This window comes from Bacillus sp. 11C (genome assembly GCF_055486375.1).
The window spans coordinates 1-25,311 of record NZ_JBUPVZ010000020.1 but is presented as its reverse complement, the minus strand read 5'-3'; the positions used below and the strand labels follow the sequence as shown (position 1 = coordinate 25,311).

The window sequence follows — 25,311 nt, the reverse complement described above, 5'->3', positions numbered from 1 at the left end:
ATTTCTGAATATTGTATAATGTCATGGGAGTATACATAGGGGAGAGACAGGACATTCACAAAATTGAGGTTAGCGGCAGCATCATGGGGGGACTCAGTAACATCTATTTGCAAGTGCTGAAAGAAAATCTGGCGGTAGTTTCTTTATATGAAAAAATCGGATTTTTTCATATATCGGAACACCATTACCGGATCAAAAGATGACCAAAGGAGGGGATTGCTGATGGACTTGCTTCAAGACATAATTTGCGAAAAACGGACATATACACGCCTTTATCATTCACATCAGCATAAATACAGCCAATTTCTTTTTCCGCTTGAAGGGTGTATTGATCTTGAGACAGAGGGACGCGAGGTGAAATTAAAGCCGGATCATTTTTTATATATTCCGCCTGAGTGCGAGCATCGTTTCCGGTCAATCGGCAGAAATGAATGTCTTGTACTGGATGTTCCGCTTCATACGATGAAAATTAACGAGTATCGTGCAACATCGGGAATTGAAGCTGCGCTCGATCCATTCTGGTCTTCGATCAGGTACTTGCTGACTGAGGAAGAAAAGGCCGGCACCGCGAACTCACTGCATATGCTTGTTCAATACATAAAAGAAAAGCTGCAATCCCATACATACGCCTCAATTGCCTACATTCACAGCCATTTATCTGAGCGGCTGACGATTAAGAAGCTGGCAGAAATCGAGCATTACCACCCAGCTTACTATTCAAGTTGGTTCAAGAAGCAGACGGGGCAGTCTCCGCAGAACTATATTGCCAATCTTCGTCTCGAGGAAGCGAAACGAATGCTGATGGAGAAAAAGGAAACCCTTACTGTCGTGAGCGAGGCGCTGGGCTTTCAAAATCTCTCTTCATTCACAAGGTGGTTTACAAAAAGTACAGGCATGCCGCCCCGGCTGTATCAAAGCACCTTATATATGGATAAAAAATGATGGCTCTATGGTTAAACGAACCTTACATATCTCTTTTATAATAGGAGAAAAAGGAGCTATTAATATGGCAGTCATTGAGGACTTTGAGAAATTGGATATCAGAACAGGCACTATTGTAAAAGCGGAAGAATTTCCTGAAGCAAGAGTCCCGGCGATTAAGCTTGTGATTGATTTTGGAGCAGAAATCGGCATGAAACAATCGAGCGCGCAAATTACGAAGCGTTACCACCCGGAAGATCTCATCAACAAGCAAATCATAGCAGTCATCAACTTTCCGCCGCGCCGGATTGCCGGATTTAAATCGGAAGTGCTAGTCCTTGGCGGGATTCCTGGCCAGGGTGACGTCGTCCTGCTGAAGTCGGATCAGCCTGTCCCAAACGGCACAAAAATCGGATAACATAAAAAAGACGTTTGCCTAAGGCAAACGTCTTTGCGTATTGAGGCGATGCACCACACGCCACATTCGTGTGCGCCGCAAAGGGCATGTACATCGACTTACACAATTCAGCTCATCGCTATATGAATATAGCATGGCGGGTGAAGGAATGCAAGGGTTACTTTGTAATTTTTTATTCGTATCTTATTTTGCTATATTTACTGTCATTGTAGATGTACATATTCATATTAGTATTGAGTAATAACCAGTTGGTTTTTTGTGATAGGATGTTCCAAAAACAGCTTGAGCGAATATACCAGCCCAGGAGTATTTAAGACCAGGTAAACCTATAGCTTGCTCATAATTCAGCTGCAGTGTCTATGTTCTTAGGGTTCCCTCTAAAACGATCTACAACCTTTCATTTTGTTGATGGTGGCACAGCTTGAATTGAAATTTCTCCATTCTCTTGAATGACTGGAATTGATGATGTTATAACTAATTCTTGAAGTGGTGTTGAATTAACCTAAGTGATATCACTTGGTGTAGGTTCTGAGGTGGATTCTGCGGAGCCGCTGTGAAGAATAGGAGTCCGAGTGATAGGGTAGATAGAACTGTTTTTTTCTCTTCACGATCAATACAGCTTTTGAGACTTGTTGAATTTCTTTTTCCATGCGTACTTTTTCAGCATCATTTGAGCTACAAGCTGCCAACGATAGGCTCAAAGTGAATGCGGTTATTGTGAATTTAATTTTTCCTTAATATCATTGCATTTCTCTTTAAGACTTTCTGGCGTATGTTAAAATTTTACTGAATTCATAGTCAAAAGGGGAATGTTTTATGCTGGGAATCAACGTTGAAAAAACAAATGAAAACTTAATTATCAATTGGCAGCTATCCAAAATTGAAATTCCAATCAAAGAAATTAACGATGTATTCCTTGACCCAAACTATGGGGGAGAGGAGAAAAGCGCAGTCAGGATTGGGTTTCCTTATGGCTCTACTGATAGGGTAGTAATTAAAACAGCAAATAACACTTACATTTTGTTCACTACTAATGCTGCTTCTATTATGAATAAAATCATTAATGCTTAAAGTATTTAAGTTTCATTATCAAATGAGGTGATTTATTTGACTAACTTTATTCATAAGACCGTAAACGGTTTGAAAAGTCTCTTAAATGAAAAAGGAGCCATTAAATTGTTTTGTTCTGAAGGATATATCATGGAGTTCCTTGTTACATTTTCACAGGACAAAGCAACCCTGAATGACATTCAAAGCTTTGAGGCTAAACACCAGCTTACCCTTCCAGATGATTATCAGAAGTTTATTACACTACATAATGGTGCGAAAATTTTTCAGATCCTTGCTGATGGGGAGAATATAGGTGGAGGACTTTATTTATTTAGCCTTGAAGAGATTGAAGAAGAATTAAAATATGAGGATTTGTTTGAAGGCATCAATGGCATCCCAATTGGGCACTTATTAGAAGGTTGCCATTTGATGATCGACAAAGATAAATTGGGTAAAGGTGATCCCAACTATCTCTTTATTTTTCAAATGGGTGAGTATACACCATTAAATTTAAATTTTGAGCTATTTTTAGATCGGTATATACAATCCAATGGGGCAACTTTTTGGGAATGGCGCTACTATACCGCAGAAAATTATTATAGAACACGATAGCAATATGTATAAGGCCGTCATTTTTCGGCTGTCTTTTTCTGTTATTCAAATAGATGGTTGTTGTAAAATTTACATAGAGCAAGCATGGAAGGAGAATGATATGAAGGTTTTTGAAGCTGATTCACTACTCTCTGAAGCGGATAAAAGAACCAAAGAGTATAAGGAACTAAGGTCGCAAATGGTGAAGCTCAAAAAAGCGTTTAAAGACGTAGCTGATCTGGATGACAGCGAGTTTTCAGGCAAGGGCGCTAACAATATCAAAGCATTTTATCATGATCATGTAGGTGTTACAGACCAATGGATTGATCTTATCGATATGAAGGTTGCTTTCTTAAGCAGCGTTTCTGCAAAACTTGAAGATGCAAAGATGTCAGATGCATACATAGAAGAATCCTTTTTAGAACATGAGCTGCTAACGCCTACACAAAATCAATTATGTCTGAAAAGAAATCGATGAAAGACATTCTGAATGACATCAATGATATTCTTCCTCATGAAATATTCTCAACAGAAGACTTCAAAGACAAACTTTCTACTGCAGATGACAAACGTGAAAAAACAATCGATAAGTTGAACAAGCTTGATGAGGATTTAAAAACGGAGTACGCTGAGACTGAGCCAAACGAACAATTCATTCAGCAAGACTTTAAAAAGCTGCAGGAATCAACAGGTAAAGGGAAGAACGCTACACCAATTCACTACAACGCCAAAGCGTATAGAGAAAGTGACATACATAAGAAAAAAGGCGATATTGAGAAGCATTCTGAAGCATACTTGAGCGTGAAAAAAGAAGAAGCAGAAAAACGTGAAATTAAGGAATTGAAAAAGAAACTTAATGATGGTGTGTCTGATCCTGATGAGTATTTAGAGATTGCTAAGAAAGCAGGCTACGAGAATCTGGAGCCGGCTCAAGTACAGCTTGCAATGCAAATTGAACAAGCAAAGCAGCTAGAAGAAGCAGGAGAGATCACTTGGGATATCGTAAAAGGTGTAGAAGTTGGTTTATACGATGTTGGGAAAGACACTGTAACCGGCATATGGGACTTTATCACCGATCCAGGAGAAACACTCTCAGCGCTGGGCAATGCAGTTATTCATCCAGTTAAAACATATGATGCCATTTCAGCAGCAATAGAAGAATCGTATCAAAAAGATATGGTGAATGGAGATGCCTATTCTAGATCAAGATGGATCACCTATGCTGTTGGTTCAGTGGCTGTAGCTGTTGTTGGAACAAAAGGTGCAGGAGCTATAAACAAAGCAGATGCAGCGGGCAAGGTAATAAATAAAGCAAGTCAAGCAGGGAAGAAAATGAAGGATGTTAAGATACCAGATTTGCTGCCTTATAATCCTAAGTATAAGCTTGCTCTAGCAGATAACGTACCATACAATGTGGTTGATAGCCAAAACCTTAAGAATGATCTTTTGACTAATGCGAAGAAATTACCAGATGGAACAAGAAAGCCGTTTACTGGACAAAAGATTAATCCACCATGGTTAAATAAAGAAAAGTATGAAGCGTATGAAATAAAGGGGAAGGTAAAGGCGAAGGGGGAAGTTAAAGTTGTAAGTCGAAGAGTGTATACTATGAAAGATATAGATATTAATCAAAAAACGGAATTCGGCGTTACAAATCTTCAACTAATGAAAAACGGGAATGCCCCTTATGCAAAAGATGGCACACAGATTAATTTACATCACTTGATTCAAGAAGAACCTGGCCCAATGCTTGAAATTCCGAACAGTTTGCATACAAAATATAGTGATGTCATTCATAAGCTTATGTCTGATGGTGAAAGTTTTAGAAATGATAAGGTTTTAAAAGCCCAATACGAAAGCTTTAGAAAGAGATATTGGAAGTGGAGAGCGAAACAATTTGAGAATGAGAATTAAGGTGTTAAAATGATTTATTCGAAGGTTGAAAACTTTATTAATGAAAACAAACAAAATGCTATATTTACAGATGGTGCAAGTCATGAAAACATTGGTCGCATTGAAGAAAACCTCCAATGCAATCTTCCCAATAGCTATAAATGGTTTTTAGAAAAATACGGTGCAGGGGGTTTATTCGGTGTTTTAGTTTTAGGCTACAATTTTGATCATGCATCAGTTGTAAATAGAACTATTGAATATAAAGAACACTATGGCCTTACTGATGGACTTGTGATTATTGAAGATGTTGATTATTTTGCTTACTGTCTAGATACGAATAAAATGAAAGACGGAGAATGCCCTGTAGTTGAATGGGATAGGATAATTGGTTATCAAGATACTGTTGCAGACAGCTTTATTGAATTTTTTTATAATAAGATTCAGGAAGCGAAAGATGGCTGGGATGAGGATGAAGACTGGGAAGATTAAGCAAAAGTATTACAAATAAGGCCGAAACTTATTGAATCTGAGCTCATATGATATACATTAAGGTATCAAGGTCATTGATGGCATGATACTGAAAAAGGAGTGAGGTTCATGGGAGGATTTTATTTCTTTGGTGCTTTGATTTTAACTTTTTTGCTAGGTGTTGGCTTATTATCTCTTGGTGCTTATATACTTTGGAAACTCATAAAGATGCGCTAGGTTTGATGGAGGCTCGCTTTTGACTTAAAATAGCTGTTTGCTTAATCTCACTTTTTGAAAGTTGTTGTCCCTGAGTAGCTGTACTGTGGGCTTAGTGAAGATAGGGCTGATGATACGATTAACACAATACCAAAGTATTGTTGCTTGTCGAACCTATATCCTCAATCTAAATAAAATAATGGTTTTAACCATAAAGCAATAGTATTGCAAATACCATTTCTATATGGTTATAATTAGGGTAATGATACAATTATATAATTATTTTTTTGCATTTTGATTTAAGGAAATGCATAAAATAAAAAGACCGAGGTGCGCCAACACCCCGGCATGTACAAAAAGCTGCCCATCAAAGGGCTTGCTCAGATGTCGTTCTAGATAGACCTAGCCCTTCAGGTGTCTAAGCTCAAGGGAGGTCTATTTTTTATTTATATACGTCAACAGGGCAATTATAAATGACCCGAATGCAAGCATTAGCATTAATGCCTGGAATGTTGACATAGCCTCACCCCCTTTCATAGGGGATGAGCAAGACTCCCTAGAGTGAGCAAACTTAATGTACAGGAAATATTATACTATACATAAATCCCCTTGTCGTTAAAAATTCACAATATATTGATAACGAGCAAAACGAAAAGTGAGGGTTGAATATGAAGACTGTTAGCCAAGAAATCCAAGATTTATCCATTAAATCCTTGGGGGCAACTTTTAGTAAACTTTCAAATGCTTACAAAAGCATGACAGAAAAAGGTTCAAACACAATTCTTGTCAAAAAGAGACTAAACGCAGTAAAAGTTGGTTTAGAAAGCCTAAAAGGTACTTGGAATGGTGAAGATTTTTGCTATGAGCAAGAAATCATATTGACTTCTAAAGAAGTTCTACAAGATATCATTCCATCTATTGAAAAACAAATAGCAAAAGCGAAAGAAGGCAGTTCTCAAAAAACATTAAATGAGCGTCGCTTAACTGCATTAAAACAGGCAATCGAATCCTTAGAGAACCGTCTTATATAAGACAGTAAACTGTTCCGGAATCGGGCGCGTTACATAAACAAGATTGAAGGAAACCCTATTTACTATGGTTTCCTTTTATTTTTGCGTATTTATCAACATTAAAATTTAACAGAGCCTTATTAAATCATATGAGTGATTGCGATATTTAACATGTGTAAAAATGGAACAGTTGCTACAATTATAAAAAGCTCTGAGAGGATTGTGATTATTAAATTGGTATTTACAATTGACATTAACCAATGTTGGAATACCTTCACAGCTAGCTTGAACGGGACAGAAGGTAGTGCGTGCTTTTTGATTATAGTAAGTATTGTAAAAGGAGTACGTGTTAACAACCTCATGTACTCTCTTAAATTATTTTAATATTATCTTGCAATGAATTAACCTAATTCCACTATAGAGTCTCAGACTTTACTTGTTTCATAGAGTGAAACTTACTTCGTTCTGCATGTGGAATGAATTACATAAACCCAGCTGCAGCTCCATTGTAGCCGGTTATGAGAACTTCAGTATAATCATAATTGATCACTTTCAGCCAATTATGAGAACGTTTATTAATTTCATAAGGGGAGTCAGCTTTATTGAGTACGATTGCCCCGAAGTTTTTTCTTTGGCCAAGGCAAATGAACGACTTAGAGGCAATTAACTGACCGTCTTTGAAGATAGCATCGAAGACACAGTAAACAATCTTATGGGCTGATTTTTTGGACATAAAACGTTCCATTACAGCTTCAAAGTCAGGAGCACCATCTGGAGAAGCTACAATGACTTCACAATCTCTAATGTGTATTTTCTTTGTGATAAATGGTTCGAATGGGGATTAATTATAGATATTATTCCATCAGATTAGAAGGAATTGCGATTCTACGAAAAATGATAAGGCTATGGTGGAACAAGACTACCTATAATGTAATTTTAGTCCTTTGTAATTAAATTACAAATAGTCATAATATTCACTCGTGAATTCATGGTATTATATTGAAGGGAACGATCAAAAGCTTTGGCGTTAGTCATTAAGAATGTTTTAAATATATACAAAGAGTGCTACCTCATGTCAAAGTCAGAAAAAATATTATAGGAGGTAACATATGTTTAAGTTTAAAAAGAATTTCTTAGTTGGATTAACGGCAGCTTTAATGAGTATAAGCTTGTTTTCGGCAACCGCCTCTGCAGCTAGCACAGACTACTGGCAAAATTGGACTGATGGGGGCGGAATAGTAAACGCTGTCAATGGGTCTGGCGGGAATTACAGTGTGAATTGGTCTAATACCGGAAATTTTGTTGTTGGTAAAGGTTGGACTACAGGTTCGCCATTTAGGACAATAAACTATAATGCCGGAGTTTGGGCGCCGAATGGCAATGGATATTTGACTTTATATGGTTGGACGCGATCACCTCTCATAGAATATTATGTAGTGGATTCATGGGGTACTTATCGACCTACTGGAACGTATAAAGGTACGGTATACAGTGATGGGGGGGTATATGACATATATACAACGACACGTTATAATGCTCCTTCCATTGATGGAGAAAACACTACCTTTACACAGTATTGGAGTGTTCGCCAGTCGAAGAGACCAACTGGAAGCAACGCTACAATCACTTTCAGCAATCATGTTAACGCATGGAAGAGTCATGGAATGAATCTGGGTAGTAATTGGTCTTACCAAGTCTTAGCGACAGAGGGATATCAAAGTAGTGGAAGTTCTAACGTAACAGTTTGGTAACAGAGCGTCTTTAATCAGGGGTAGCTAACGGACTGCTGATCGTTCCTTAAGAATTTTTATAATCATTGTTATTATTGTGAGTTACTAATAATCGTCGGTCTTTTAGTTGGAATCCCAATATATGCCTCGGATATGGTAAATAATTATTAGGAATATATAGTCACGCACTTCCATCAATGCAATTAGAAGCAGCAGATAAGAGCGTGACCTCACCTGTGACCTGATCAAATAAAAAAAGCGATGAACTTCGCTGTGTAAGGCTTTGTAGTACCTCTTTTGACACATGTACATCGGCTTACACAATTCAGCTCATCGCTATATGAAATAGCATGGCAGGTGAAGGAATGCAAGGGTTACTTTGTTATAGACAACAAGATTTAGCACAGAGCAGGATCTAAGATAAACGATTAACTTCATAAGCGGCACGGATTCCAGATTCAATCGCCCCTTGCATCCACGCATGAGTGAGTGAGGCATGTTCTCCAGCGAAATGGATTCTTCCCTCAGGAACAGGGATATAGGGGTACAGTTCTAATTCTTGTCCGGGTTCCATAGCTGTAAAGGCCCCTGCAGAATAAGGATTCTGACTCCAGCTAAAAGAAGCGCCGGACACAAATTCAGACCATACAATATCGCCATATATCTCTGATAAATTCAGTAAAGTATACTGAATACGCTCTCTTTCTGAAAGACTGTCCCACATCAGTGCCTCATCTGCCCATGTATAACTCGCCAGAACGACAGCATGTCCATTTGCTCCAATACCAGTGCTTGGGTAATACGAAAATCGAATCGGAAGATCAGTAATCGATTTGCCGCCGCGCTGCCCGGCTTTTTCCCAAAATCGGCTTTTAAACTCTATGCCGATTTTGGTTGCGCTTATATAGTTCAGTTCGCGGATTGCCCGCCGTTTATAGTAGGAAAAGGAATGGTATGGTTCGAATTTGACAAATCGCAATGTTGAAAAAGGAATGGTTACAATAGCAAGGTTAGCTGTGAACGCTATATGCTCTGCTGTTTGTTGATGCTGACAATGGACCGTAACGCTGTGCTCATTTTGAGAAATTTTCATCATTTTTTGATGGTATAGAATATCTGTTTTTAGTTGAGGAAGAAACGCGAGAGGAAGCCGATCCATTCCGCCTGTTATTTCATAGAAGTGAGTTGGTGAAGTAAAAAAGATGGATTCCCGTAACACTTCAACAAGGGACATACCCATATACGCTTCCATATCCAAAAGGACTCCTATCATATCGATCGCGCCATATGAAAAATATGTGTTTAAAAAAGAGCTTAACGAGTCATTTTTGTATTGTTCTTCAACAATCCGCCAATTTCTCTCTGGATTTTGATTAATAAAATGCAGAATAGGCTGCAATACAGAAAGCATCAGCTCTTCCGCGGTTTTCCCTTGTTCGTTTGGTGCAACGGGGTATCTTAATATCTGAGGATTTCGTTCAAAAAGATGGAGACGTGTTTTAATTCCGTTCGTGTAAATGATGTCCATTTGGCTTTTGTTGATAAATACATTTGTCGGCAGCCTGAATTTTTTTATATATTCTAAGGTTAACATATGGATATTTGGAATGCGCATCGGACCAACATTAAAGTACAAACCATCACTAAAGGGAGATCTCAACGTGCAGACACGGCCGCCTGCTCTGCCGCTCGCTTCAAGAATCGTTACTCTGTGACCGGCATTTTTCAGCAAAGATGCTGATACAAGCCCGGCCAATCCAGCTCCCACAACAATAATATGCTTTGGATGATGTGATGCGCTAAGTCCGTTTCTAATGATCTTCACCATGTCATCATTCGTTAGAGAATTCACTTTTTGGAGGCACCTCTTTTTTGAATTTATGGCATTATATTCAGTGAAAAGGGCGCCTATCACGTTCTGTTCACATCTTTTGGAATTGGAACGCCAAAACGAACATTTATTCTCATTAAAAGAACAAAATGGGGAGACGTATATTGACTAATTTTGTTATAAGACTGTAAATATTTCAAAAAGTCTCTTAGATGAACAAAGCAACTCTTAAGGAACTTCAAAACTTCGAAGCGAAGTATCAAATTAAACACTTAGAGGTAGAGGAATTCATTTATTTAGCCATGAAGAACTTGAAGAGGAACTGAAATATGAGGATTTATCTGAAGAACATCAATAGTCTTCCGGTTGACTGCTAATTGGAAGGTTACCTTTTGATGATCGGACTAGGATAAATAGGATAAAGGTAATCCCAGTAAGCAAAACAATTGTTGGAAATGCACAAAATAAAAAGACCGAGGGACGGCAATACCCCGGCTTTGTACAAAAAGCTACCCATCAAAGAGCTTGCTCAATGGTCAATCTGTGTAGACCTAACCCTTGAAGATTCCTAAGCTCAAGGGAGGTCTATTTTTTATTTATGAACTTGCTGTTGTAGGGAATACGGAGAGACAGGGAAGTGTAGTGTTAGCTGCATCTCTGAACTTAAAAAAGATTTTCGAATCAAAACAGGCTCGGTACTTTTTATGATAGCTGAAGATCCAAGAATACATCTCGTAAATCTCTAAATAAAAAAGCTTTTCATCAGTTCCGGTTGATTCCTTTTTACAGATTTTTTCTTGAAAAATGTGTTAATTCTTTAGATGTTTAATGAATTTACGTGAATGATTTAAGTCCCTCGTAAGCCGATAAGGCTTACTGATAGCTCGAGCGGGGCTTTTATTGTGATGAATCATATCCCATGGCCTGTTCACTGGTCAGAAATTTCTTGAGTTGTTGAATAAGGATAGTATTTAAAGAGGTTATTGTTGTCTTAATATCGAAATAAAGATTAAGTTTAAGTACTTTTGATGGGAGTCACTTTAATGCATATAACAACAAAAAGGTTATTGATACGTGAATTTGAATTAAATGATTGGCAAGCTGTATATGAGTATACATCAGATATTAATGTTATGAAGTATATACCAGAAGGGGTTTTTACTGAAGAAGATGCTAAAGAATTTGTAAATAAAAACAAAGGTGATAACGCTGAAAAATTTCCTGTAGTACTAATAGATGAAGATTATCTTATAGGTCATATTGTTTTTTATAAGTATTTTGGTGAACATACATATGAGATTGGGTGGGTGTTTAATCAAAATTATCAAAATAGAGGGTACGCTTCTGAAGCAGCACAAGCTATCTTGGAATATGGATTTAAAGAAATGAACTTACATAGGATTATAGCTACGTGTCAGCCTGAGAATATTCCATCATACCGAGTTATGGAGAAAATCGGAATGAGAAGAGAAGGCTTTTTTAAAAAATGTATTCCCAAAGGCAATGAATGGTGGGATGAATATTATTACGCTATTTTAGAAGAAGAGTGGAAATAAACTATTAATAATTTTTAAGTCTTACCTCTTGAACAAAAGTTCTTTTAGTGAATGCAGCAACATTGGCGATACAAACAAAATATCCCTCCTATACCATTACAATTCGCTTAAGACGGGATAAGTTATATGCCGGGGAGATCATTCTTTGTAGGATTCGCTTGAGGACTAAATTAGCTCTTCATATGCAAACCCGAAGAACAATGTTATAGGAATTTGTTAGTTAATGTTGTAATTATATTGGCGGCATACAGTCTTAGTTTTTAAAGGTTGATCACGTAGAAGCTTTTAAGAAAGATTCAGCTAACTATAAGATAGAGTTATGAAGTCCAAATAATCTGGAATGATGATATATGTCCATATATTGAGAGATGAAGCGCACCTGCAGCAGAAAGCAGAGCGCTTTTTTTAGTGAGGAATCTCAATAAAACAATAATTTTAATCAGAAAAGAGATGTGAAAAATATGGATAAAATAAGGTGAGGTCAAATAAAGTGTAAACAATGGGAAAAGCTGATCTTAACCAAAATTGGATGAAGTCGAATAATCCTGATCACGCAGGCAATGTTATTTAGTTAGTCTAGGTTTGGAATAAAAATGAATCAAAGTTATGTTAATAACAACATTGATAAATGAACAAAAGAAAGAACATGTTTTGAAATAAGATTGATCAAAACATGCTTGGTTAATTTCTTTATATTACATTTGCGGGGGTTCCAAACCAAATTTTGTCCATTCCTCTTTTGCTGGACCATAAATACCTGGAACACTTAACCCTGCTTGTCTCATAAGAACAGTCATTTGTCCTCGATGGTGATTTTGATGTTGAATTAAAAACATCAAAAGTGAACCATTCGGCAATTGTTGCCCAATAAAGTTGATACGTTCTTGGAGTGTATAGTCAGTCCATTGGGTTTTTAATGCCTGTACAAATGCATTACTGGCTTGATGATAACTGTCTGCTATAAACTGAGCCGAAGTAGGAACAGGATAATCTTCAGCTGGGGCATGAAACGTTAAGTCTGTGTTTGAGGTAATGATGCGAATGGCAGCAACAGTATGCCAAGCAATACGGCCTAAAGTCCAATTTTCTGAAGTTATTTCCTGTTTAAGTGATTCATCAGTTAGACTATTTAGTATTTTCTGTGTTGCACCGGCTTCGAACTCCCAAGATTTTAAAAAATGATTTAAGGTTTGAAACACAAAATTCCTCCTTATAATATTTTGTTTTCTTTCTATAAACCTGTAGTTCAATTATAATGTCCCGTTTAGTTAAAAAGAACAGAACTTTAAAAGGCATTGCGACATTCTTATAATCGTCACAACTTTAATTCAAAGCTACATTTAGAATACATGCAATCACAACCAACCTAAATGATAAGGAAGTCAAATAAGATTTGCTTGATATTGAAATGCAAAATTCCTTTTTTACAAAGGGTTCTGAATAAAACAACTGTTTTAAAGAGAAAGGGGAACAGCCTTATTTCTAATTAGAGACGATTCAGGAGAAAGAACATAACAAAGTAAAGAATCCAGCTGCAGTTTTTGATTCAAGTTGCATTGTTTTATTAAAAAATCAATACAAGATTACTTTGAAAATTTACAGAACCAATATCGAGCGGCAGGTTAAATGATATTGAGATGATATGTGTTTTATAGAGTTGAAAAGATCAAGAAGAGATTGATAAAGTGTTTCGGTATCTGTAACTAAAATGGAAAGCTATATGCAAAGAGTGTTTGTCAATAAGCTGAAGAACAAAGGAGCTGGGGGAACATGAAGTTCTTTAAATTTCACGTGATCAAAAATAAAGAAGGAGATTACCTCACATGTAATGAATTATTATAGTAGGAAAGAGAAAAATTTTACAACAAAGGGAGGAATGAGTTAGTAATGAAGAGTTTTATTAAAGGTGCTGTTCTAACTGCTGTTCTAGGTGTTGGTGCTACTTTATTTGCAGGTGATGTATCTGCACACGGGTATATAAAAGAACCTGCTAGTCGAGCGTACATGGGATCATTAGAAAAACAAATAATTGGTTGGACTGCAGCTACTCAAAAATATGGTTCCGTAGTTGATAATCCTCAATCGGTAGAAGGACCAAAAGGGTTTCCATCAGCGGGTCCACCAGATGGGAAAATTGCATCAGCAAATGGAGGATCGGGTCAAATTGATTTTGGGTTAGACAGGCAGACTGCAGATCATTGGGTAAAACAAAACATACGTGGGGGTCTAAACACCTTTATTTGGCACTATACTGCTCCTCACGCAACAACAAAGTGGCACTATTATATAACTAAGAAAGATTGGAATCCAAACAAACCTTTAACAAGAGATGAGTTTGAATTAATTGGTACTGTTGATCACGATGGTTCAAGGGCTGATACGAATCTATCTCATAAGATTTATGTACCAACTGATCGCAGTGGTTATCATGTCATTCTAGGGGTGTGGGATGTTGCGGACACCTCTAATGCCTTTTATAACGTAATTGATGTAAACCTCATACGATGATGTTGAACCTCCATCCAACAAATCTTAATGCCTCAAAAGTAACGGCAAATACTATTGAATTAATCCGGAGGGAATACTTGGGGAGAAGATATTCATCAATCGATCTTGAAAAAAGTTGGCGAAGCTTTAAAGCTTGGCACGATTGTTGCTGCCATTTGTGGTGCAACCGAGGGCCTCGCGCGTTATGGATACTTAGATTCTAGAAAGCACACAAGCAATGACTTAGCCTATTTGAAAATGGTCTGTTCTCACTATAAAGGAGAAACATTTTATGAGATGGGACCTGCAGTATCTGATGAGAATTTGGTCACCGCATCAGGAATAGCTCCCCTGGAATTTGCGATGGAAGTACTGAAAAAATTAGATGTATTTGCACCTGATACATTGCATGCATGGTATAAGCTAAATAAGACCCAAAAACCTGAATACTTCTTCGAGTTAATGAATATAGTAAATTGATAGAATCAGTACCATGCCCCAGAAATGATGGGGCATTTTTTTATGATGAAAGAAAGCGATACAATTGAAGCAGGGTGATTCAAAAATTTGAAACAATAACAGCATCTGGAACGTATTGTGATAAGAAAGCTAATGATCGACTGCTCAATTTGCTTTCTTGTTTGATGCTGTTCATGATGTGAAAGGGGGATGAAAATGCAATTTCATCAAATCCAAAACGGAAAACAAAACAATCATCTTAAATGGGTCGCGGCTGTTTTTTTCAGCTGGGGAACGTTCGTTTTTGCGCTGTTTTTTGCAACTTTTGTCGGTTCAATGGCACGCCAGGCAGGAGCTTCCAAGCTCTTGCAGCAAGGTATCCAAGCAGGCTTAGTGACATTAGTCACTGTCCCGTTGCTCTACATTCTTTTTAAACGGTTTTCTAGTAAACCATTCTGCTCTATCGGACTGTCTGGGTGGCGGCAAGCCATTCCGAAAGCCATTATGGGAGCAATGTATGTGATTATTCTTTCTGGATCTGGATTTGCTATCGCTCATTTATTAGGGTGGATCAACATTACACAATTTCACTTCTCTGGTCATTTGGTTACAGTATTGCTCTTAAATATGATAATCGCTTTCTTTTATGAAGCTTTTCCAGAGGAATTAACTTTTCGAGGTGCGGTGTACTACGCTCTAAACAGGCGGTTTAACTGTTTCATAACTTTATTCCTGCAGCCAACCCTATTTGTGCTTGCACCAATAACTGTAGGTGGTTTGCAATATATAGCAGGAATTGAATCACCAGCTATCACATTAGATTACATCGTTTTATTGTTATCTTTTGGATTCATCCTTCAACTTTTGCGTATTGTAACAGGAAGTTTATGGACATCTATCGCCTTTCATCTAGCTTTTCTCGAAAATTCTCGGTTTTTCGTCCTGCAGGGGGAGGAACGCTTTATAACCTATGAAGAAATTGTGCCGGGTACAGGAGCGCTGTTTATCATCTTTTGTATGTTGCTTTTTGTCGGTACTCTGCTATTAATACCAGCAGTAATAGCTCGCTGTTGGCGTAAGAATAAGAGAAACGGCGAAGGTGTTTAACGACTGTGGTTTATATACAGATAGAAAGTGGCGAGGTAAACGGATAGGAGTAAAAATGTCTATTTTAATAATTGTTGAAATCATCTCAGTGTTAACTGTATTAGGTTTATTCGCATGGATTTTCAAAAGGCAAAAAAATGCGGGTGAAGAAGTATTCATTTATGGGAGGTACATGATTTATCTTCTTGTAGCTGAAGTTGCTGGATATGTCATATTTCAGGTTAATTAAGTATAACACGAAAATAAAAAAAACAGAGCGGAGGGATCGTCATGATTTTTTAAATCATCATTCTTTCTTTGAAATATATGCAGCACTTACCAATCAAGTAGCTTCAAATGATTATGATTAAAGTCTGTCATATCTGCACATTGAAGTGCATAAATTGCTAGTCTTTCAAAAAGATCATAATCTATCGTTCACTCAAAGTGAAAATGGTAAACTGATGTGACAAGTATTGGAAGTCGATTACACGCTTTCGAGTTACATAAATAAAATCAGGGGGATTACATTGAAACCAACCACGACTTATGCAGTCATATGGATATCGACTGCTTTGGCTGCTTCAGTAGGTATTATCGTTCGATATGGGCGTTATTCATTCCTATGATAATACCGTTTTCAAAAGATAAAAACAAATAAAACCAGCCCAATAATTTAATATATTGGAGGAGTAAGCTCGAGCTAAACGAGCTTTTTAAGGAAATTGAAGAAGAAACTTATTTTTACTATATAAAATTACGATGAGTTTAACAGAGCGGAACATAACAACTTAACCATGATTTGAAAATACGGAGGTGCTCAAGAGCCTCAATCAAAAGAAGTTAAAAAGTTATGTTTATACTCGGGCGTTTTCAAGTATCTCATACGGTCTGATCTTTGGTCTGTATATGTTTGTTTATCCGGTTTTATGACAATCGCATTAGTCACTATTGACATCATTGCTTTTGACCTTTCATCACTTACTGGGTATTTGCTGTTCCTTTGGAATTGTGGTTGAGAAGAAGGCTCAAAAAGTTTAATTTACTTAATCTTATGATTTATACAGTCATTGCTTTTGTAGCTGCCTTCATTTTTTGGTTTTGTGATTCTATATTTAGCGGAATTAGTACAAATTAAGTTAGATCATGTATTTAACTGCATTTACAACAAGTATAAAAGCCGCTGATCCGAACAAGATATATGCGGACCTCGTTTGTTTCTCTATAAGGGCCTCCACCCCTATTAGTACAAAGAGAAGTGCAACTAGTACTTGGAGAGAGGTTAAGAGGAAAACACTTTGATTATATAATGAATACACGCACAGTATTAAAGCTACACATGAAATGAAAAATTTTGAAGCTTTAAGCAAAGTACCACTCCTTGCAAAGTTTTTATTAAAAGCTTAACACGTTATGCACTGTCCTTGGAGAGACTAAAGGAGTAAGATAAAAGAAGCATGTTAAACAAATGTAATGTAAAAATGCTGTTTTTCATCCCGAATCGCTGGCGCTCACGCAAGAGTTCATCACTTTCTCTCAGAGCTTTTTAACAAGTACCATTGAAATAAGGAAAATTCAAATGTGGCAATGAAAGGGGGGGACAGGGTATAAAAAAACTAGTCGTGATTTCTAGCATTCTAGGAATCCTGTTATCAGCCATGGGACAATTTTTTGGAATTTTAACCGATTTTTTTATACCAGGTATTGCTCGGTTTATTGGGATTGTAGCGGGAATTCTTGTGTTACTTAGTCTAAAGTCGAGAAGTACAGAAGTGCAGTCGTTTATCGTCGGCTCGAGTACTGCGTTAGGAATAATGGGTGCAGGAATTTTATATTTTCCAGCTGCGATTATCAATGTCTTGATTGGCTTCAAGTTAAACAAGAAGGTAAAAGAAGAAAACACGAATGAGCAGCTCTGAATAAACTGTTTTTTGGTTAGAGAATAGAAACGAAATCATCATATGAAGAGTGAGGTTTATATGGATTTAAAATTTTACAGGCTTTTTAGAACAAATGATGTCGAGTTTTTTCAGGTACTGCAAAAAGAAACTTCAAACATTTACGGTTATATCTTAATTGTTGATTCAAAAAGAAAAGGAGAGCTGTGTGATAATCCAGTTTTAATTGGTATAAAGGATGAAAATGAATACGAGGGTTCCTCAAATTTTATTCAGGTCATTGCATTCACTGAAGAAAGATTTCTTGAAAACTTTACAGCAGATACCTTTTCTTTTATAGATGGTCTGTTAAATATGAAACCAGATTGCCACTTCTTTATTAAAGAGCAGGTATATAAATCAAATTCTGAGCTGCTGGACTTTGATTTTCCTTTTGATATGACCCCTATTGTGGATTTCATTAAACCATATGCACTAGAGATAAATAAAGACATCAAGCTTAACAATATTAGCAACAGTGATTTCAATTACCTTTCACAAAAAAAATGAAGGTGAAAGATGATAATTGATTTTTACTAATTCAGAATTGCTTGGCTTTACTTTGAAGGGAGTCGAGTAAGATGGATAAGAAAAAGGATGAAATACAAAGAAAATATAGGGAACAAATGAGGGAGAAGACTGAACAAGAAAAAGAAGATAGCAGTTCACATACTTTTGAGATTGTTATTGTACTAGCCATCATTATCTTGATGTTTTTCTTTAATTCAGTATTTAAGGCTTTTTAGATAAAAAAATCCTTTTTGGCCAGCTGGAAAAATTCAAGATGGATAAAATTGTTCATACATAAGCAATTATTATTTGAATTCTGCCGAAGTATAAGCACTATGCAATTGTATTACAAAAAGCAACCAAGTTTTACAAGTAAAGCTGCCTGCAAGTGGCTTGCCCACCAACCTAAACGCCAGCCATTTAAGCTAATGTCTCACATGCAGACATTAGCTTTTTTCATTGTTTAATAGACTGCAGTCAGGATCCTAGAGATGCACTCATAATAGCGGTCTCCTATCATACGAGGTTAACATCGACAAGGAAAAAGTATATCTTTAAAAAATCACACTTTCTGTCGTGATAATTTAAATGTATTCATAAAAATGCCGCAGCATATCAGCAGTGCGCCGATGATGATATTTATGGTCATCTGTTCGTGCAATTGCAACCATCCAAAGAATAGAGCCAAAACGGGAACGAACATTAATGCCATGGATGCTTTTGACGCTTCGATTTGATTGAGCACCCAAAACCATACGACAAATGTAAAGCCTGTAGAAAGCAAACCATTAAACAGCAATGACCAAACCGCCTGATATGACCACTCGGCTGAATGGACCGGCTCCAATATAAAGGAAAACATCAACAACATGATGGCTCCCATCAGTAGATGCCAGGCATTCATATGAATGATATCGATATGCTTGAATTGAAGCTTGCTAAATACATTCGCAATTCCCCAGCTAAGCGCTGCCGCAAGGACGCACAGTTCTCCAAATAAAGCACTTTGATCGACATTCAGCATTTCTTTTCCAAATATGAATAAAAGTCCGAAGAAGCCGCTTATCAGCCCGATCGTTTTATATACATTCATTTTCTCGTTTAATGTAAAATGGCTGATCACCGTAACAAATATAGGCATCGTATACACCAAAACAGAGGTTTTCCCTGAATCGACAAACTGCATTCCATACGTTAAGATCCCCATATAGCCCAGGCCCATCAGCAGGCTCATGATGATATAGCTTTTGACATATTGTTTTCCAATTGAAAGTTTTTTTCTTTGAATGAAGAGAATGAGAAATAAAGGAACCGCCCCGATGAACAGACGCAATGCTGAAAACAAAAGCGGGGGAATGTCATGAATTCCTACTTTCATCGCAACCCAAGTATAGCCCCAAATAAGTGTGACAGATATGATTCCCAGCATGACTTTTACCATTAATAAGCCGCCTTTCTTGTTTAAATATCGTGCTGGTTTCTATCATATGTTACATTTATATATAACTGAAATACATTTTTATTATTGGGGGTATAACCAAATAAGTTATGAATATGAACCATCTTCACATATTTATAAAAGTCGGGGAGAAATTGAACATTACAGAAGCGGCAAAAGAATTGTTCATCTCTCAGCCGGCGGTAAGCAAAGCGATAAAAAACCTCGAAAACTCGCTCCAGCTCAAATTATTGATTAGGGATAAACATCATGGTTTAATACTGACTGACGTCGGAAAGGAAATTTTGCTGCTGGCGAGGCAAATGAAGGGGATTGAAAGCAAAATATATCAAGTAGCCAACAGGGAAAACAAGCTGTTAAGCGGGAAGGTGAAAATCGGTTCATTTCCTGCTGTTTCAACAAATATCATGCCGCAGGCGATTGCGGCATTCAGATCAAACTACCCGCTGATCCGCATAGAATTGGTCGAGGGGACCTCTGATCAAATCAAAGGATGGGTCGAGGATCGGACGGTTGATATTGGGATCGCGGCATCTCCATTTGACCCATTTGACTATCAACTAATATGTAACGACTATATGGTGGCCGTCATCCCTCCGCAAGATAATGAATTAAAACAGGAAAAGCATGTCGACCTCAACACATATCAAGATGACCTTATTTTTTGCAAAGGCGGTCATGAAATTGCAATGTCAAATACGTTTCAGCAGCACCATATTGAATTAAAGGAAAACTTGACTGTGCAAAATGCCGAAACCTTGATCAATATGGTCAAAAATAACTTGGGCATAGGCATTATTTCAAACTTTACACTTTCATCTGTTCCGCATCAATTGATCAAAAAAGACATCATTCCCCGGATTACCCGTGATATTGGCGTCATCGCGCACTCATTTGATGAAATAACGCCGGCGGCGCATGAGTTTATCAAGATATTGAAAACAGTCGTCATCTGAATCCGTAGTCGTAATAAGGTGGTTCTAGTCTAGAAGAGGAGCGTAAAAACTCTTAGTTTAAGACGTTTTATAAAAAGTGTTCGAAGACTTTATTGATGTTCTTAAAGGATGGCAAAAGACGATTTCTCCACAATTATTCTGTGATCTAACCCTAGAGGAAAATGAATACTCATCGGTAGAGTTTAAAAAAAGAAAAAAGCAACAATTCGAACGTTGCTTTTTCATTTTATTTGGTACTTTATACGCTAGGAGAACTTCAACCTAAAAAAGGTTCATCAATCTCTGTCTTTGTGGGATTCTGTTCCTTAACTTGTTTTAACGTCGCTACGATAAGAAAGCTAACAATCACTAACAAAAGCCATGAACTCACCTTTCCTAGGTGAACAAGACTCCATGCCTCGGTTTGGTTTGGATATGTCCAAGCACCAAAAAACGTTGCGATATTTTCCGCTATCCATATAAAAAATCCAATGAGCACAAAAGAAAGTGCAAGCGGCATCCGGTAATGAGTTCCATTCACCTCGTATATGACCCATGTTTTCCAAAAGACAATGATGACAAGTCCAGATAACCACCAACGTATGTCAATTGAATAATGGTGGGTAAAAAAATTCAAATAGATCGTAGCGGCAAGCGGGACAACTGCAAAACACGGCGGCCACTTCACCAGTTCAACCTTAAGCCTTCTCCACGCCTGGCAAAGATAACTGGCCACACTTGCGTACATAAAGCCGCTATACAAAGGCACCCCGAACATTTTGGAATATCCTTCTTCTGGATAAGACCAGGACCCCATATGGACTTTGAAAAGTTCAAGAGCAAGCCCAATAAGGTGGAACAAGGTGATTACTTTTAATTCATCTCGTGTTTCAAGCCCGGAACGCACCATCAGCCCCTGCATGAAAACGCAGATGATGAGCAGCCAGTCATACCGCGGCAAGAAGGGAAGAGGGATGATTTGTGTGATAGCCAAAGAGGCAAAAATAACGACAGGAAACAAACACGAAAGGGCCTGTTCCCAGCCAAAATGAAAGAGTTGTTTTAACGCTCTCATGATATGTGCCTCCAAACTTTTTTCTGATTATATGTAAGGCACACATAGATGGACATAGCGTTACGTCCATAGTGTCACCGTGTCCTCTTTATGAATCTTGTGTATCTTCATCACTTCGGTATTCCAAAATATCTCCGGGCTGGCATTCTAAAGCCTTACAAATCGCTTCTAAAGTTGATAATCGAATGGCCTTTGCTTTTCCGTTTTTCAATATCGAAAGATTAGCCATCGTGATGCCGACTCTCTCCGAAAGCTCTGTTACGCTCATTTTCCTTTTAGCAAGCATCACATCAATATTGATAATAATTGCCATGTTCATCACCTCAGACCGTTAAGTCATTTTCTGATTTTATATCAATCGCTTCTTTTAACAGTTTTTGAAGAACAGCAGCAAAGACTGCAATCACCATTGAAGCAAAAATAATGACCAATCCGATGACTATGATACCCGGGGCGTCGTCTATCTCGGCCATCAGATAAAAGACCGGCATGCCTGCTGCATACAAGATACTGATTGTGACCGCACAGTATTTTATATTCTTTAAAGCTCTTACAGAAATGTTAGAGAAAGCTTTGTTCTTGTCAATATAGCTTAAAAGTTTGAACGCTTGATAAAGAGCAAAGTAAAAAGGAATCGCCGTTACATACAAATAGATGAAAACGAGATATTTGATATAAGCGATATTTGGAACTAATTCCGCTGCATAATTGGCTATCTTCGGCACCGCAAAAATGCACAAAGCAAGAATCGGGAGTCCGATAAGAATTACGGCAATCTTTAAAAAGAGTGTTGAGACTCGATTCATAAAAAGCACCTCACTGATTTGTTGTCATTTTGAATTTAACACGATATTTATCGTTTTACAATAAAAAAATATTAAGATAGATTATTTTATTGTTGTTATTACATCTTTATCATTTTAGTCTTTTTTTAACTTGGCAGCGAATTGAACCAGAGAACAATTAAAGTTATAGCTCACTAATGTGGTTTTTCTATTACTCGAAAATAAGCGAATCAACATCTAAATATTCAAACAAGCGATAGGAAGAAATACATCAAAGAATAAGCTGATGCCCATACTAATGGTCGGGAGGTAAACGACTTATGATACAAATTTGGATCACTGGTCTTTTATTATTGGCTCAACCGAGCGAGCCGCCTGACAGCTTAACGGTCACACAGCAAGGGCGGACGATAGCTACTGTTACCCGTGAAAACTTTACAATGCCTCTTCCTGGTACTCCAATGATTGACCATGAAAAATACCGGAAATTGATCGAACAGCTGGATCAGGAAATTTACCGGGAGCCGGCTAATGCTGTGCTTAACGAACAGGGAAGCATTGTCCCGGGCAGGGTTGGTTACAGACTTTATCAACAGGCGTTTAAGGAAAAGTTATATGCCTATTTCTATGGCCATGGCCCCTCCAAGGTAGAAGTGCCGGAATTGAACATATATCCGAAAGTTGACAGCGAGCTGCTTGCTCACATCAGTACGCATCAGCTCGGTCAGTACGTAACGTATTTTAATTCGAACAATAAAAGCCGTTCACACAATATTTCTCTTTCTGCAAAAGCGATTAACAATCATGTTGTTTTCCCTAATGAGACGTTTTCGTTTAATCAAGTTGTTGGGATGAGAACTCAAGACAAAGGATACAAGAGTGCGCCCATTATCGTTAAAGGTGAGTTGTCTGAAGGTGTAGGCGGAGGAATTTGCCAGGTGTCTTCAACACTATTTAATGCAGTCGATCGTGCGGGGCTGCGAATCGTTCAGCGCTATTCTCATTCAAGAAGCGTACCATATGTTCCGTCCGGACGTGATGCGACAGTAAGCTGGGGAGGTCCAGACTTTCTCTTTAAAAACCAATATAACCAGCCAATATTAATTCGGGCAAAACGGTATGGAGGGAGTATGATTGTTACGTTGTACTCTTCTGATATGATCAATAACAAACTGAGAAAAGTCCCTAAAGCCCCATCTCAAATACCGAAAGAAATAAATGCCGAGCGGCAATAGGATACTATTATTGGACAAGCGAATGAAAAAGAAAGGAGGGATAAATGAAGTGAAGAAGGTATTATTTTTCTTATATGTAATATTATTTGCGTTTACTTTTGTTCAATCAAAAGCGCACGCTCTTACTTTTACGGTGTTGCCGATTACACAAAAAACGGAACAGTGGTCAGTAGAAGTAAGTGAAGCAAAAAATGCAAAGGAATTTGCGGCACCTAAAAAAGGGAAATATAATGTTTATTCCTTGGAAGTCAACAATATTGGGAAAGAAGCAGCTACGGTGGATGTGCAATTGTATAGAAATGATCCTAATTCAATCACAAGATTTTCACTTTTTGGATGCCCCGATGAAAATTGTGTAAAACAAATAGATGATACTAAAACGTTAGCTGAAAGTTTAAACGATGGCTCGCCGTTGAGGTTCAAGCATTTTATGCTGGCAGATAAAGCCTCTGAATTAGAAGTTGTTATAATCTGGACGCAAAAAGGGCAAGAAGGACGCAATTTAAAACAGACCTTTAAATTCACTGAAGAGGGCGTTAATTAGGCGTTAAAGCATCTTATTTTAAAATTTGTCAGTCATTGAAATAGAATATTCATATTTCTTATATAGATGAGATGAATCAGCATTAAGCATATTCCGGAGAAAAAGGGAAGAGGGAGAGTAAAACTATAAGATGGGATGGTTTTGATGATTAAATCCATTACTTTGCCAGAGGAAAAAACGAAAATAACAGTTGGAAAACCAGTCAAAGATGAGTCAAACATCAAAGTTACTGCAATTTTTGACTATAGAGAAGAACCAGAGGAAGCTTTTTGGATACACTTATCTGATGGAAGTGAAATGTTTGTTGACGATCACAAAGTCTTTATTGAATACGAATAGAAAAGTATTGAAATGAACAAGCAGTTGAATCACTTTCTGCGCATTTTAGCTTGACATTGTAAAGATAAAGACTGTTACACCTTTGAAAAACCAAAAAAGCACCTCAGTTAATCATTAAAGCCGTTAATTTCAAAATTCTCTATGTCAAGATTTAGGTTTTTCAGTTGTTTCAACAGAACTTCAAATTTTAAACAACCATCATTTTTTAATTCTTCTGGAATATCTTCAGGATGAGCAATTTTCATCCCGGACTCAATCCATTGTTTACGATACAATTGAAATGCAGCCTCAATTAAATGATCCGGAGTGACAATAAAGCCTAATCTTACATCATGGTCCTCACTGTAGCCAAACTCAAAATCGCAACATGGACAAATGTCAAACGTTTTTTGATACTCGCCTTTATACAAAGGATTTTGACTTAATCCTTTATATCCGCAAATTAAACATGAATATAATTTTTCTATCAAATTAGTCCCTCTTTTATCTGTTGAAAATTCATGGTAACACCTTACTATTTGGTGGTTCTGCTGATAAGAATTCATTGATCTAATTATATACTGATAATAGGTACTTATCATTGAATCATAAGGATAAAATAAGTATAAAAATTATTCAACAAGCTATTGTTAGCGAACTTAATGCTGCCTTAAGGTGTAGGAAGCTTGGAGTAATGGAAAAATAAAAAGCCCACTCTCATTGATATGATCCCCTCATAGTAGACAGAAAAAAGAAAGCATACTAATCTGTCTACTATGGAGGGGATTTTTTATGGG

26 protein-coding genes and 6 pseudogenes are annotated in these 25,311 nt (G+C 37.3%); 22 read left to right on the top strand and 10 right to left on the bottom strand.

Features of this window, described 5'->3' with window-relative positions:
• Positions 1-104: 104 nt before the first annotated feature.
• From ACY3LV_RS19490 to yobK, 7 genes and pseudogenes are all read left to right on the top strand, one after another.
• A pseudogene (locus tag ACY3LV_RS19490) lies at positions 105-203 on the top strand (GNAT family N-acetyltransferase); the annotation flags it as partial.
• A gap of 13 nt (positions 204-216) precedes the next feature.
• Complete coding sequence (locus tag ACY3LV_RS19485; RefSeq protein WP_333560293.1) at positions 217-942, top strand: helix-turn-helix domain-containing protein; 726 nt, start codon at positions 217-219, stop codon at positions 940-942.
• A 64-nt stretch (positions 943-1,006) separates the two neighbouring features.
• On the top strand, positions 1,007-1,339 hold the full coding sequence (csaA, locus tag ACY3LV_RS19480) for a chaperone CsaA (protein ID WP_333560294.1): 333 nt from the start codon (positions 1,007-1,009) through the stop codon (positions 1,337-1,339).
• A gap of 816 nt (positions 1,340-2,155) precedes the next feature.
• Positions 2,156-2,410 carry a SunI/YnzG family protein gene (locus ACY3LV_RS19475; protein ID WP_333560295.1) on the top strand — a complete coding sequence of 85 codons (255 nt, stop codon included), beginning with the start codon at positions 2,156-2,158 and terminating at the stop codon, positions 2,408-2,410.
• Between the two features lie 36 nt (positions 2,411-2,446).
• Positions 2,447-3,001 (top strand): SMI1/KNR4 family protein, encoded by a 555-nt coding sequence (locus tag ACY3LV_RS19470; protein WP_464864350.1) that lies wholly within the window; start codon positions 2,447-2,449, stop codon positions 2,999-3,001.
• Positions 3,002-3,101: 100 nt separating this feature from the next.
• Positions 3,102-4,894, top strand: a pseudogene (locus ACY3LV_RS19465) (T7SS effector LXG polymorphic toxin).
• Between the two features lie 9 nt (positions 4,895-4,903).
• Positions 4,904-5,362: a type VII secretion system immunity protein YobK gene (gene yobK, locus ACY3LV_RS19460; RefSeq protein WP_464864349.1), complete on the top strand. Its 459-nt coding sequence runs from the start codon at positions 4,904-4,906 to the stop codon at positions 5,360-5,362.
• Between the two features lie 630 nt (positions 5,363-5,992).
• Here the strand turns inward: yobK and ACY3LV_RS19455 are convergent.
• Positions 5,993-6,076 (bottom strand): putative holin-like toxin, encoded by an 84-nt coding sequence (locus ACY3LV_RS19455; RefSeq protein ID WP_082786706.1) that lies wholly within the window; start codon positions 6,074-6,076, stop codon positions 5,993-5,995.
• A gap of 149 nt (positions 6,077-6,225) precedes the next feature.
• On the opposite strand from ACY3LV_RS19455, the gene ACY3LV_RS19450 reads away from it, so the two are divergent.
• Positions 6,226-6,588 carry a hypothetical protein gene (locus ACY3LV_RS19450; protein ID WP_464864348.1) on the top strand — a complete coding sequence of 121 codons (363 nt, stop codon included), beginning with the start codon at positions 6,226-6,228 and terminating at the stop codon, positions 6,586-6,588.
• 400 nt (positions 6,589-6,988) lie between these two features.
• Here ACY3LV_RS19450 and ACY3LV_RS19445 read toward each other — a convergent pair.
• A pseudogene (locus ACY3LV_RS19445) lies at positions 6,989-7,372 on the bottom strand (ATP-dependent DNA ligase); the annotation flags it as partial.
• Between the two features lie 304 nt (positions 7,373-7,676).
• On the opposite strand from ACY3LV_RS19445, the gene xynA reads away from it, so the two are divergent.
• On the top strand, positions 7,677-8,318 hold the full coding sequence (xynA, locus tag ACY3LV_RS19440) for an endo-1,4-beta-xylanase XynA (protein ID WP_333519410.1): 642 nt from the start codon (positions 7,677-7,679) through the stop codon (positions 8,316-8,318).
• A gap of 394 nt (positions 8,319-8,712) precedes the next feature.
• On the opposite strand, the gene ACY3LV_RS19435 is transcribed toward xynA, so the two are convergent.
• Complete coding sequence (locus ACY3LV_RS19435) at positions 8,713-10,149, bottom strand: flavin monoamine oxidase family protein (protein ID WP_464864347.1); 1,437 nt, start codon at positions 10,147-10,149, stop codon at positions 8,713-8,715.
• Positions 10,150-10,731: 582 nt separating this feature from the next.
• Between ACY3LV_RS19435 and ACY3LV_RS19430 the strand changes: the two are divergent.
• Together ACY3LV_RS19430 and ACY3LV_RS19425 are read left to right on the top strand one after the other, a co-directional pair.
• Positions 10,732-10,954, top strand: a pseudogene (locus ACY3LV_RS19430) (UV damage repair protein UvrX); the annotation flags it as partial.
• A 217-nt stretch (positions 10,955-11,171) separates the two neighbouring features.
• The gene (locus tag ACY3LV_RS19425) at positions 11,172-11,684 is read left to right on the top strand and encodes a GNAT family N-acetyltransferase (protein WP_464864346.1); all 513 of its coding nucleotides are present in this window, start codon (positions 11,172-11,174) and stop codon (positions 11,682-11,684) included.
• A 695-nt stretch (positions 11,685-12,379) separates the two neighbouring features.
• Here ACY3LV_RS19425 and ACY3LV_RS19420 read toward each other — a convergent pair.
• Positions 12,380-12,883: a DinB family protein gene (locus tag ACY3LV_RS19420; RefSeq protein WP_464864345.1), complete on the bottom strand. Its 504-nt coding sequence runs from the start codon at positions 12,881-12,883 to the stop codon at positions 12,380-12,382.
• Between the two features lie 688 nt (positions 12,884-13,571).
• Between ACY3LV_RS19420 and ACY3LV_RS19415 the strand changes: the two genes are divergently transcribed.
• The 4 genes and pseudogenes from ACY3LV_RS19415 to ACY3LV_RS19400 all read left to right on the top strand — a co-directional run.
• Positions 13,572-14,192 carry a lytic polysaccharide monooxygenase auxiliary activity family 9 protein gene (locus tag ACY3LV_RS19415; protein ID WP_464864344.1) on the top strand — a complete coding sequence of 207 codons (621 nt, stop codon included), beginning with the start codon at positions 13,572-13,574 and terminating at the stop codon, positions 14,190-14,192.
• 66 nt (positions 14,193-14,258) lie between these two features.
• Positions 14,259-14,651, top strand: a pseudogene (locus ACY3LV_RS19410) (DJ-1/PfpI family protein); the annotation flags it as partial.
• A gap of 195 nt (positions 14,652-14,846) precedes the next feature.
• Entirely contained in the window at positions 14,847-15,737 is an 891-nt protein-coding gene (locus ACY3LV_RS19405) for a CPBP family intramembrane glutamic endopeptidase (protein ID WP_464864343.1), read from the top strand.
• Between the two features lie 795 nt (positions 15,738-16,532).
• Positions 16,533-16,824: pseudogene (locus ACY3LV_RS19400) on the top strand (UPF0715 family protein); the annotation flags it as partial.
• 31 nt (positions 16,825-16,855) lie between these two features.
• Here the strand turns inward: ACY3LV_RS19400 and ACY3LV_RS19395 are convergent.
• On the bottom strand, positions 16,856-17,086 hold the full coding sequence (locus ACY3LV_RS19395; RefSeq protein ID WP_148961639.1) for a hypothetical protein: 231 nt from the start codon (positions 17,084-17,086) through the stop codon (positions 16,856-16,858).
• 369 nt (positions 17,087-17,455) lie between these two features.
• On the opposite strand from ACY3LV_RS19395, the gene ACY3LV_RS19390 reads away from it, so the two are divergent.
• The 3 genes from ACY3LV_RS19390 (at position 17,456) to ACY3LV_RS19380 (ending at position 18,399) form a co-directional block, all read left to right on the top strand.
• Positions 17,456-17,635 carry a permease gene (locus ACY3LV_RS19390; protein WP_333519424.1) on the top strand — a complete coding sequence of 60 codons (180 nt, stop codon included), beginning with the start codon at positions 17,456-17,458 and terminating at the stop codon, positions 17,633-17,635.
• A 60-nt stretch (positions 17,636-17,695) separates the two neighbouring features.
• Positions 17,696-18,163 carry a hypothetical protein gene (locus tag ACY3LV_RS19385; protein ID WP_464864342.1) on the top strand — a complete coding sequence of 156 codons (468 nt, stop codon included), beginning with the start codon at positions 17,696-17,698 and terminating at the stop codon, positions 18,161-18,163.
• 71 nt (positions 18,164-18,234) lie between these two features.
• The gene (locus tag ACY3LV_RS19380) at positions 18,235-18,399 is read left to right on the top strand and encodes a hypothetical protein (RefSeq protein WP_148961642.1); all 165 of its coding nucleotides are present in this window, start codon (positions 18,235-18,237) and stop codon (positions 18,397-18,399) included.
• Positions 18,400-18,725: 326 nt separating this feature from the next.
• Here the strand turns inward: ACY3LV_RS19380 and ACY3LV_RS19375 are convergent, their stop codons facing one another.
• Positions 18,726-19,604 carry a DMT family transporter gene (locus ACY3LV_RS19375; protein ID WP_464864341.1) on the bottom strand — a complete coding sequence of 293 codons (879 nt, stop codon included), beginning with the start codon at positions 19,602-19,604 and terminating at the stop codon, positions 18,726-18,728.
• A 107-nt stretch (positions 19,605-19,711) separates the two neighbouring features.
• Between ACY3LV_RS19375 and ACY3LV_RS19370 the strand changes: the two genes are divergently transcribed.
• Positions 19,712-20,578 (top strand): LysR family transcriptional regulator, encoded by an 867-nt coding sequence (locus ACY3LV_RS19370; protein WP_464864340.1) that lies wholly within the window; start codon positions 19,712-19,714, stop codon positions 20,576-20,578.
• Positions 20,579-20,834: 256 nt separating this feature from the next.
• On the opposite strand, the gene ACY3LV_RS19365 is transcribed toward ACY3LV_RS19370, so the two are convergent.
• The 3 genes from ACY3LV_RS19365 to ACY3LV_RS19355 all read right to left on the bottom strand — a co-directional run bounded on the left by ACY3LV_RS19365 (position 20,835) and on the right by ACY3LV_RS19355 (position 22,438).
• Positions 20,835-21,632 carry a DUF817 domain-containing protein gene (locus ACY3LV_RS19365; protein ID WP_464864339.1) on the bottom strand — a complete coding sequence of 266 codons (798 nt, stop codon included), beginning with the start codon at positions 21,630-21,632 and terminating at the stop codon, positions 20,835-20,837.
• A gap of 88 nt (positions 21,633-21,720) precedes the next feature.
• Positions 21,721-21,945 carry a helix-turn-helix domain-containing protein gene (locus tag ACY3LV_RS19360; RefSeq protein ID WP_003220412.1) on the bottom strand — a complete coding sequence of 75 codons (225 nt, stop codon included), beginning with the start codon at positions 21,943-21,945 and terminating at the stop codon, positions 21,721-21,723.
• Positions 21,946-21,955: 10 nt separating this feature from the next.
• The gene (locus ACY3LV_RS19355; protein WP_148961645.1) at positions 21,956-22,438 is read right to left on the bottom strand and encodes a DUF2975 domain-containing protein; all 483 of its coding nucleotides are present in this window, start codon (positions 22,436-22,438) and stop codon (positions 21,956-21,958) included.
• 299 nt (positions 22,439-22,737) lie between these two features.
• Here ACY3LV_RS19355 and ACY3LV_RS19350 point away from each other — a divergent pair, with 299 nt between their 5' ends.
• The 3 genes from ACY3LV_RS19350 (at position 22,738) to ACY3LV_RS19340 (ending at position 24,535) form a co-directional block, all read left to right on the top strand.
• Positions 22,738-23,652 carry a VanW family protein gene (locus ACY3LV_RS19350; RefSeq protein WP_333560315.1) on the top strand — a complete coding sequence of 305 codons (915 nt, stop codon included), beginning with the start codon at positions 22,738-22,740 and terminating at the stop codon, positions 23,650-23,652.
• Positions 23,653-23,701: 49 nt separating this feature from the next.
• A complete protein-coding gene (locus ACY3LV_RS19345; RefSeq protein ID WP_333560316.1) occupies positions 23,702-24,196 on the top strand; it encodes a hypothetical protein in 495 nt (164 codons plus the stop codon).
• Positions 24,197-24,340: 144 nt separating this feature from the next.
• Entirely contained in the window at positions 24,341-24,535 is a 195-nt protein-coding gene (locus ACY3LV_RS19340; protein WP_252400930.1) for a hypothetical protein, read from the top strand.
• Positions 24,536-24,642: 107 nt separating this feature from the next.
• On the opposite strand, the gene ACY3LV_RS19335 is transcribed toward ACY3LV_RS19340, so the two are convergent.
• Positions 24,643-25,005 carry a hypothetical protein gene (locus ACY3LV_RS19335; protein WP_333560317.1) on the bottom strand — a complete coding sequence of 121 codons (363 nt, stop codon included), beginning with the start codon at positions 25,003-25,005 and terminating at the stop codon, positions 24,643-24,645.
• Positions 25,006-25,311 lie beyond the last annotated feature (306 nt).

Coding starts and splice junctions, on each gene's coding strand:
- ACY3LV_RS19365 (WP_464864339.1), bottom strand. CDS start 21,632: ATGAGAGCGTTAAAACAACTCTTTCATTTTGGCTGGGAACAGGCCCTT.
- ACY3LV_RS19340 (WP_252400930.1), top strand. CDS start 24,341: ATGATTAAATCCATTACTTTGCCAGAGGAAAAAACGAAAATAACAGTT.
- ACY3LV_RS19360 (WP_003220412.1), bottom strand. CDS start 21,945: ATGGCAATTATTATCAATATTGATGTGATGCTTGCTAAAAGGAAAATG.
- ACY3LV_RS19425 (WP_464864346.1), top strand. CDS start 11,172: ATGCATATAACAACAAAAAGGTTATTGATACGTGAATTTGAATTAAAT.
- ACY3LV_RS19375 (WP_464864341.1), bottom strand. CDS start 19,604: ATGGTAAAAGTCATGCTGGGAATCATATCTGTCACACTTATTTGGGGC.
- ACY3LV_RS19350 (WP_333560315.1), top strand. CDS start 22,738: ATGATACAAATTTGGATCACTGGTCTTTTATTATTGGCTCAACCGAGC.
- ACY3LV_RS19355 (WP_148961645.1), bottom strand. CDS start 22,438: ATGAATCGAGTCTCAACACTCTTTTTAAAGATTGCCGTAATTCTTATC.
- csaA (WP_333560294.1), top strand. CDS start 1,007: ATGGCAGTCATTGAGGACTTTGAGAAATTGGATATCAGAACAGGCACT.
- yobK (WP_464864349.1), top strand. CDS start 4,904: ATGATTTATTCGAAGGTTGAAAACTTTATTAATGAAAACAAACAAAAT.
- ACY3LV_RS19450 (WP_464864348.1), top strand. CDS start 6,226: ATGAAGACTGTTAGCCAAGAAATCCAAGATTTATCCATTAAATCCTTG.
- ACY3LV_RS19370 (WP_464864340.1), top strand. CDS start 19,712: ATGAATATGAACCATCTTCACATATTTATAAAAGTCGGGGAGAAATTG.
- ACY3LV_RS19405 (WP_464864343.1), top strand. CDS start 14,847: ATGCAATTTCATCAAATCCAAAACGGAAAACAAAACAATCATCTTAAA.
- ACY3LV_RS19455 (WP_082786706.1), bottom strand. CDS start 6,076: ATGTCAACATTCCAGGCATTAATGCTAATGCTTGCATTCGGGTCATTT.
- ACY3LV_RS19415 (WP_464864344.1), top strand. CDS start 13,572: ATGAAGAGTTTTATTAAAGGTGCTGTTCTAACTGCTGTTCTAGGTGTT.
- ACY3LV_RS19385 (WP_464864342.1), top strand. CDS start 17,696: ATGGATTTAAAATTTTACAGGCTTTTTAGAACAAATGATGTCGAGTTT.
- ACY3LV_RS19380 (WP_148961642.1), top strand. CDS start 18,235: ATGGATAAGAAAAAGGATGAAATACAAAGAAAATATAGGGAACAAATG.
- xynA (WP_333519410.1), top strand. CDS start 7,677: ATGTTTAAGTTTAAAAAGAATTTCTTAGTTGGATTAACGGCAGCTTTA.
- ACY3LV_RS19475 (WP_333560295.1), top strand. CDS start 2,156: ATGCTGGGAATCAACGTTGAAAAAACAAATGAAAACTTAATTATCAAT.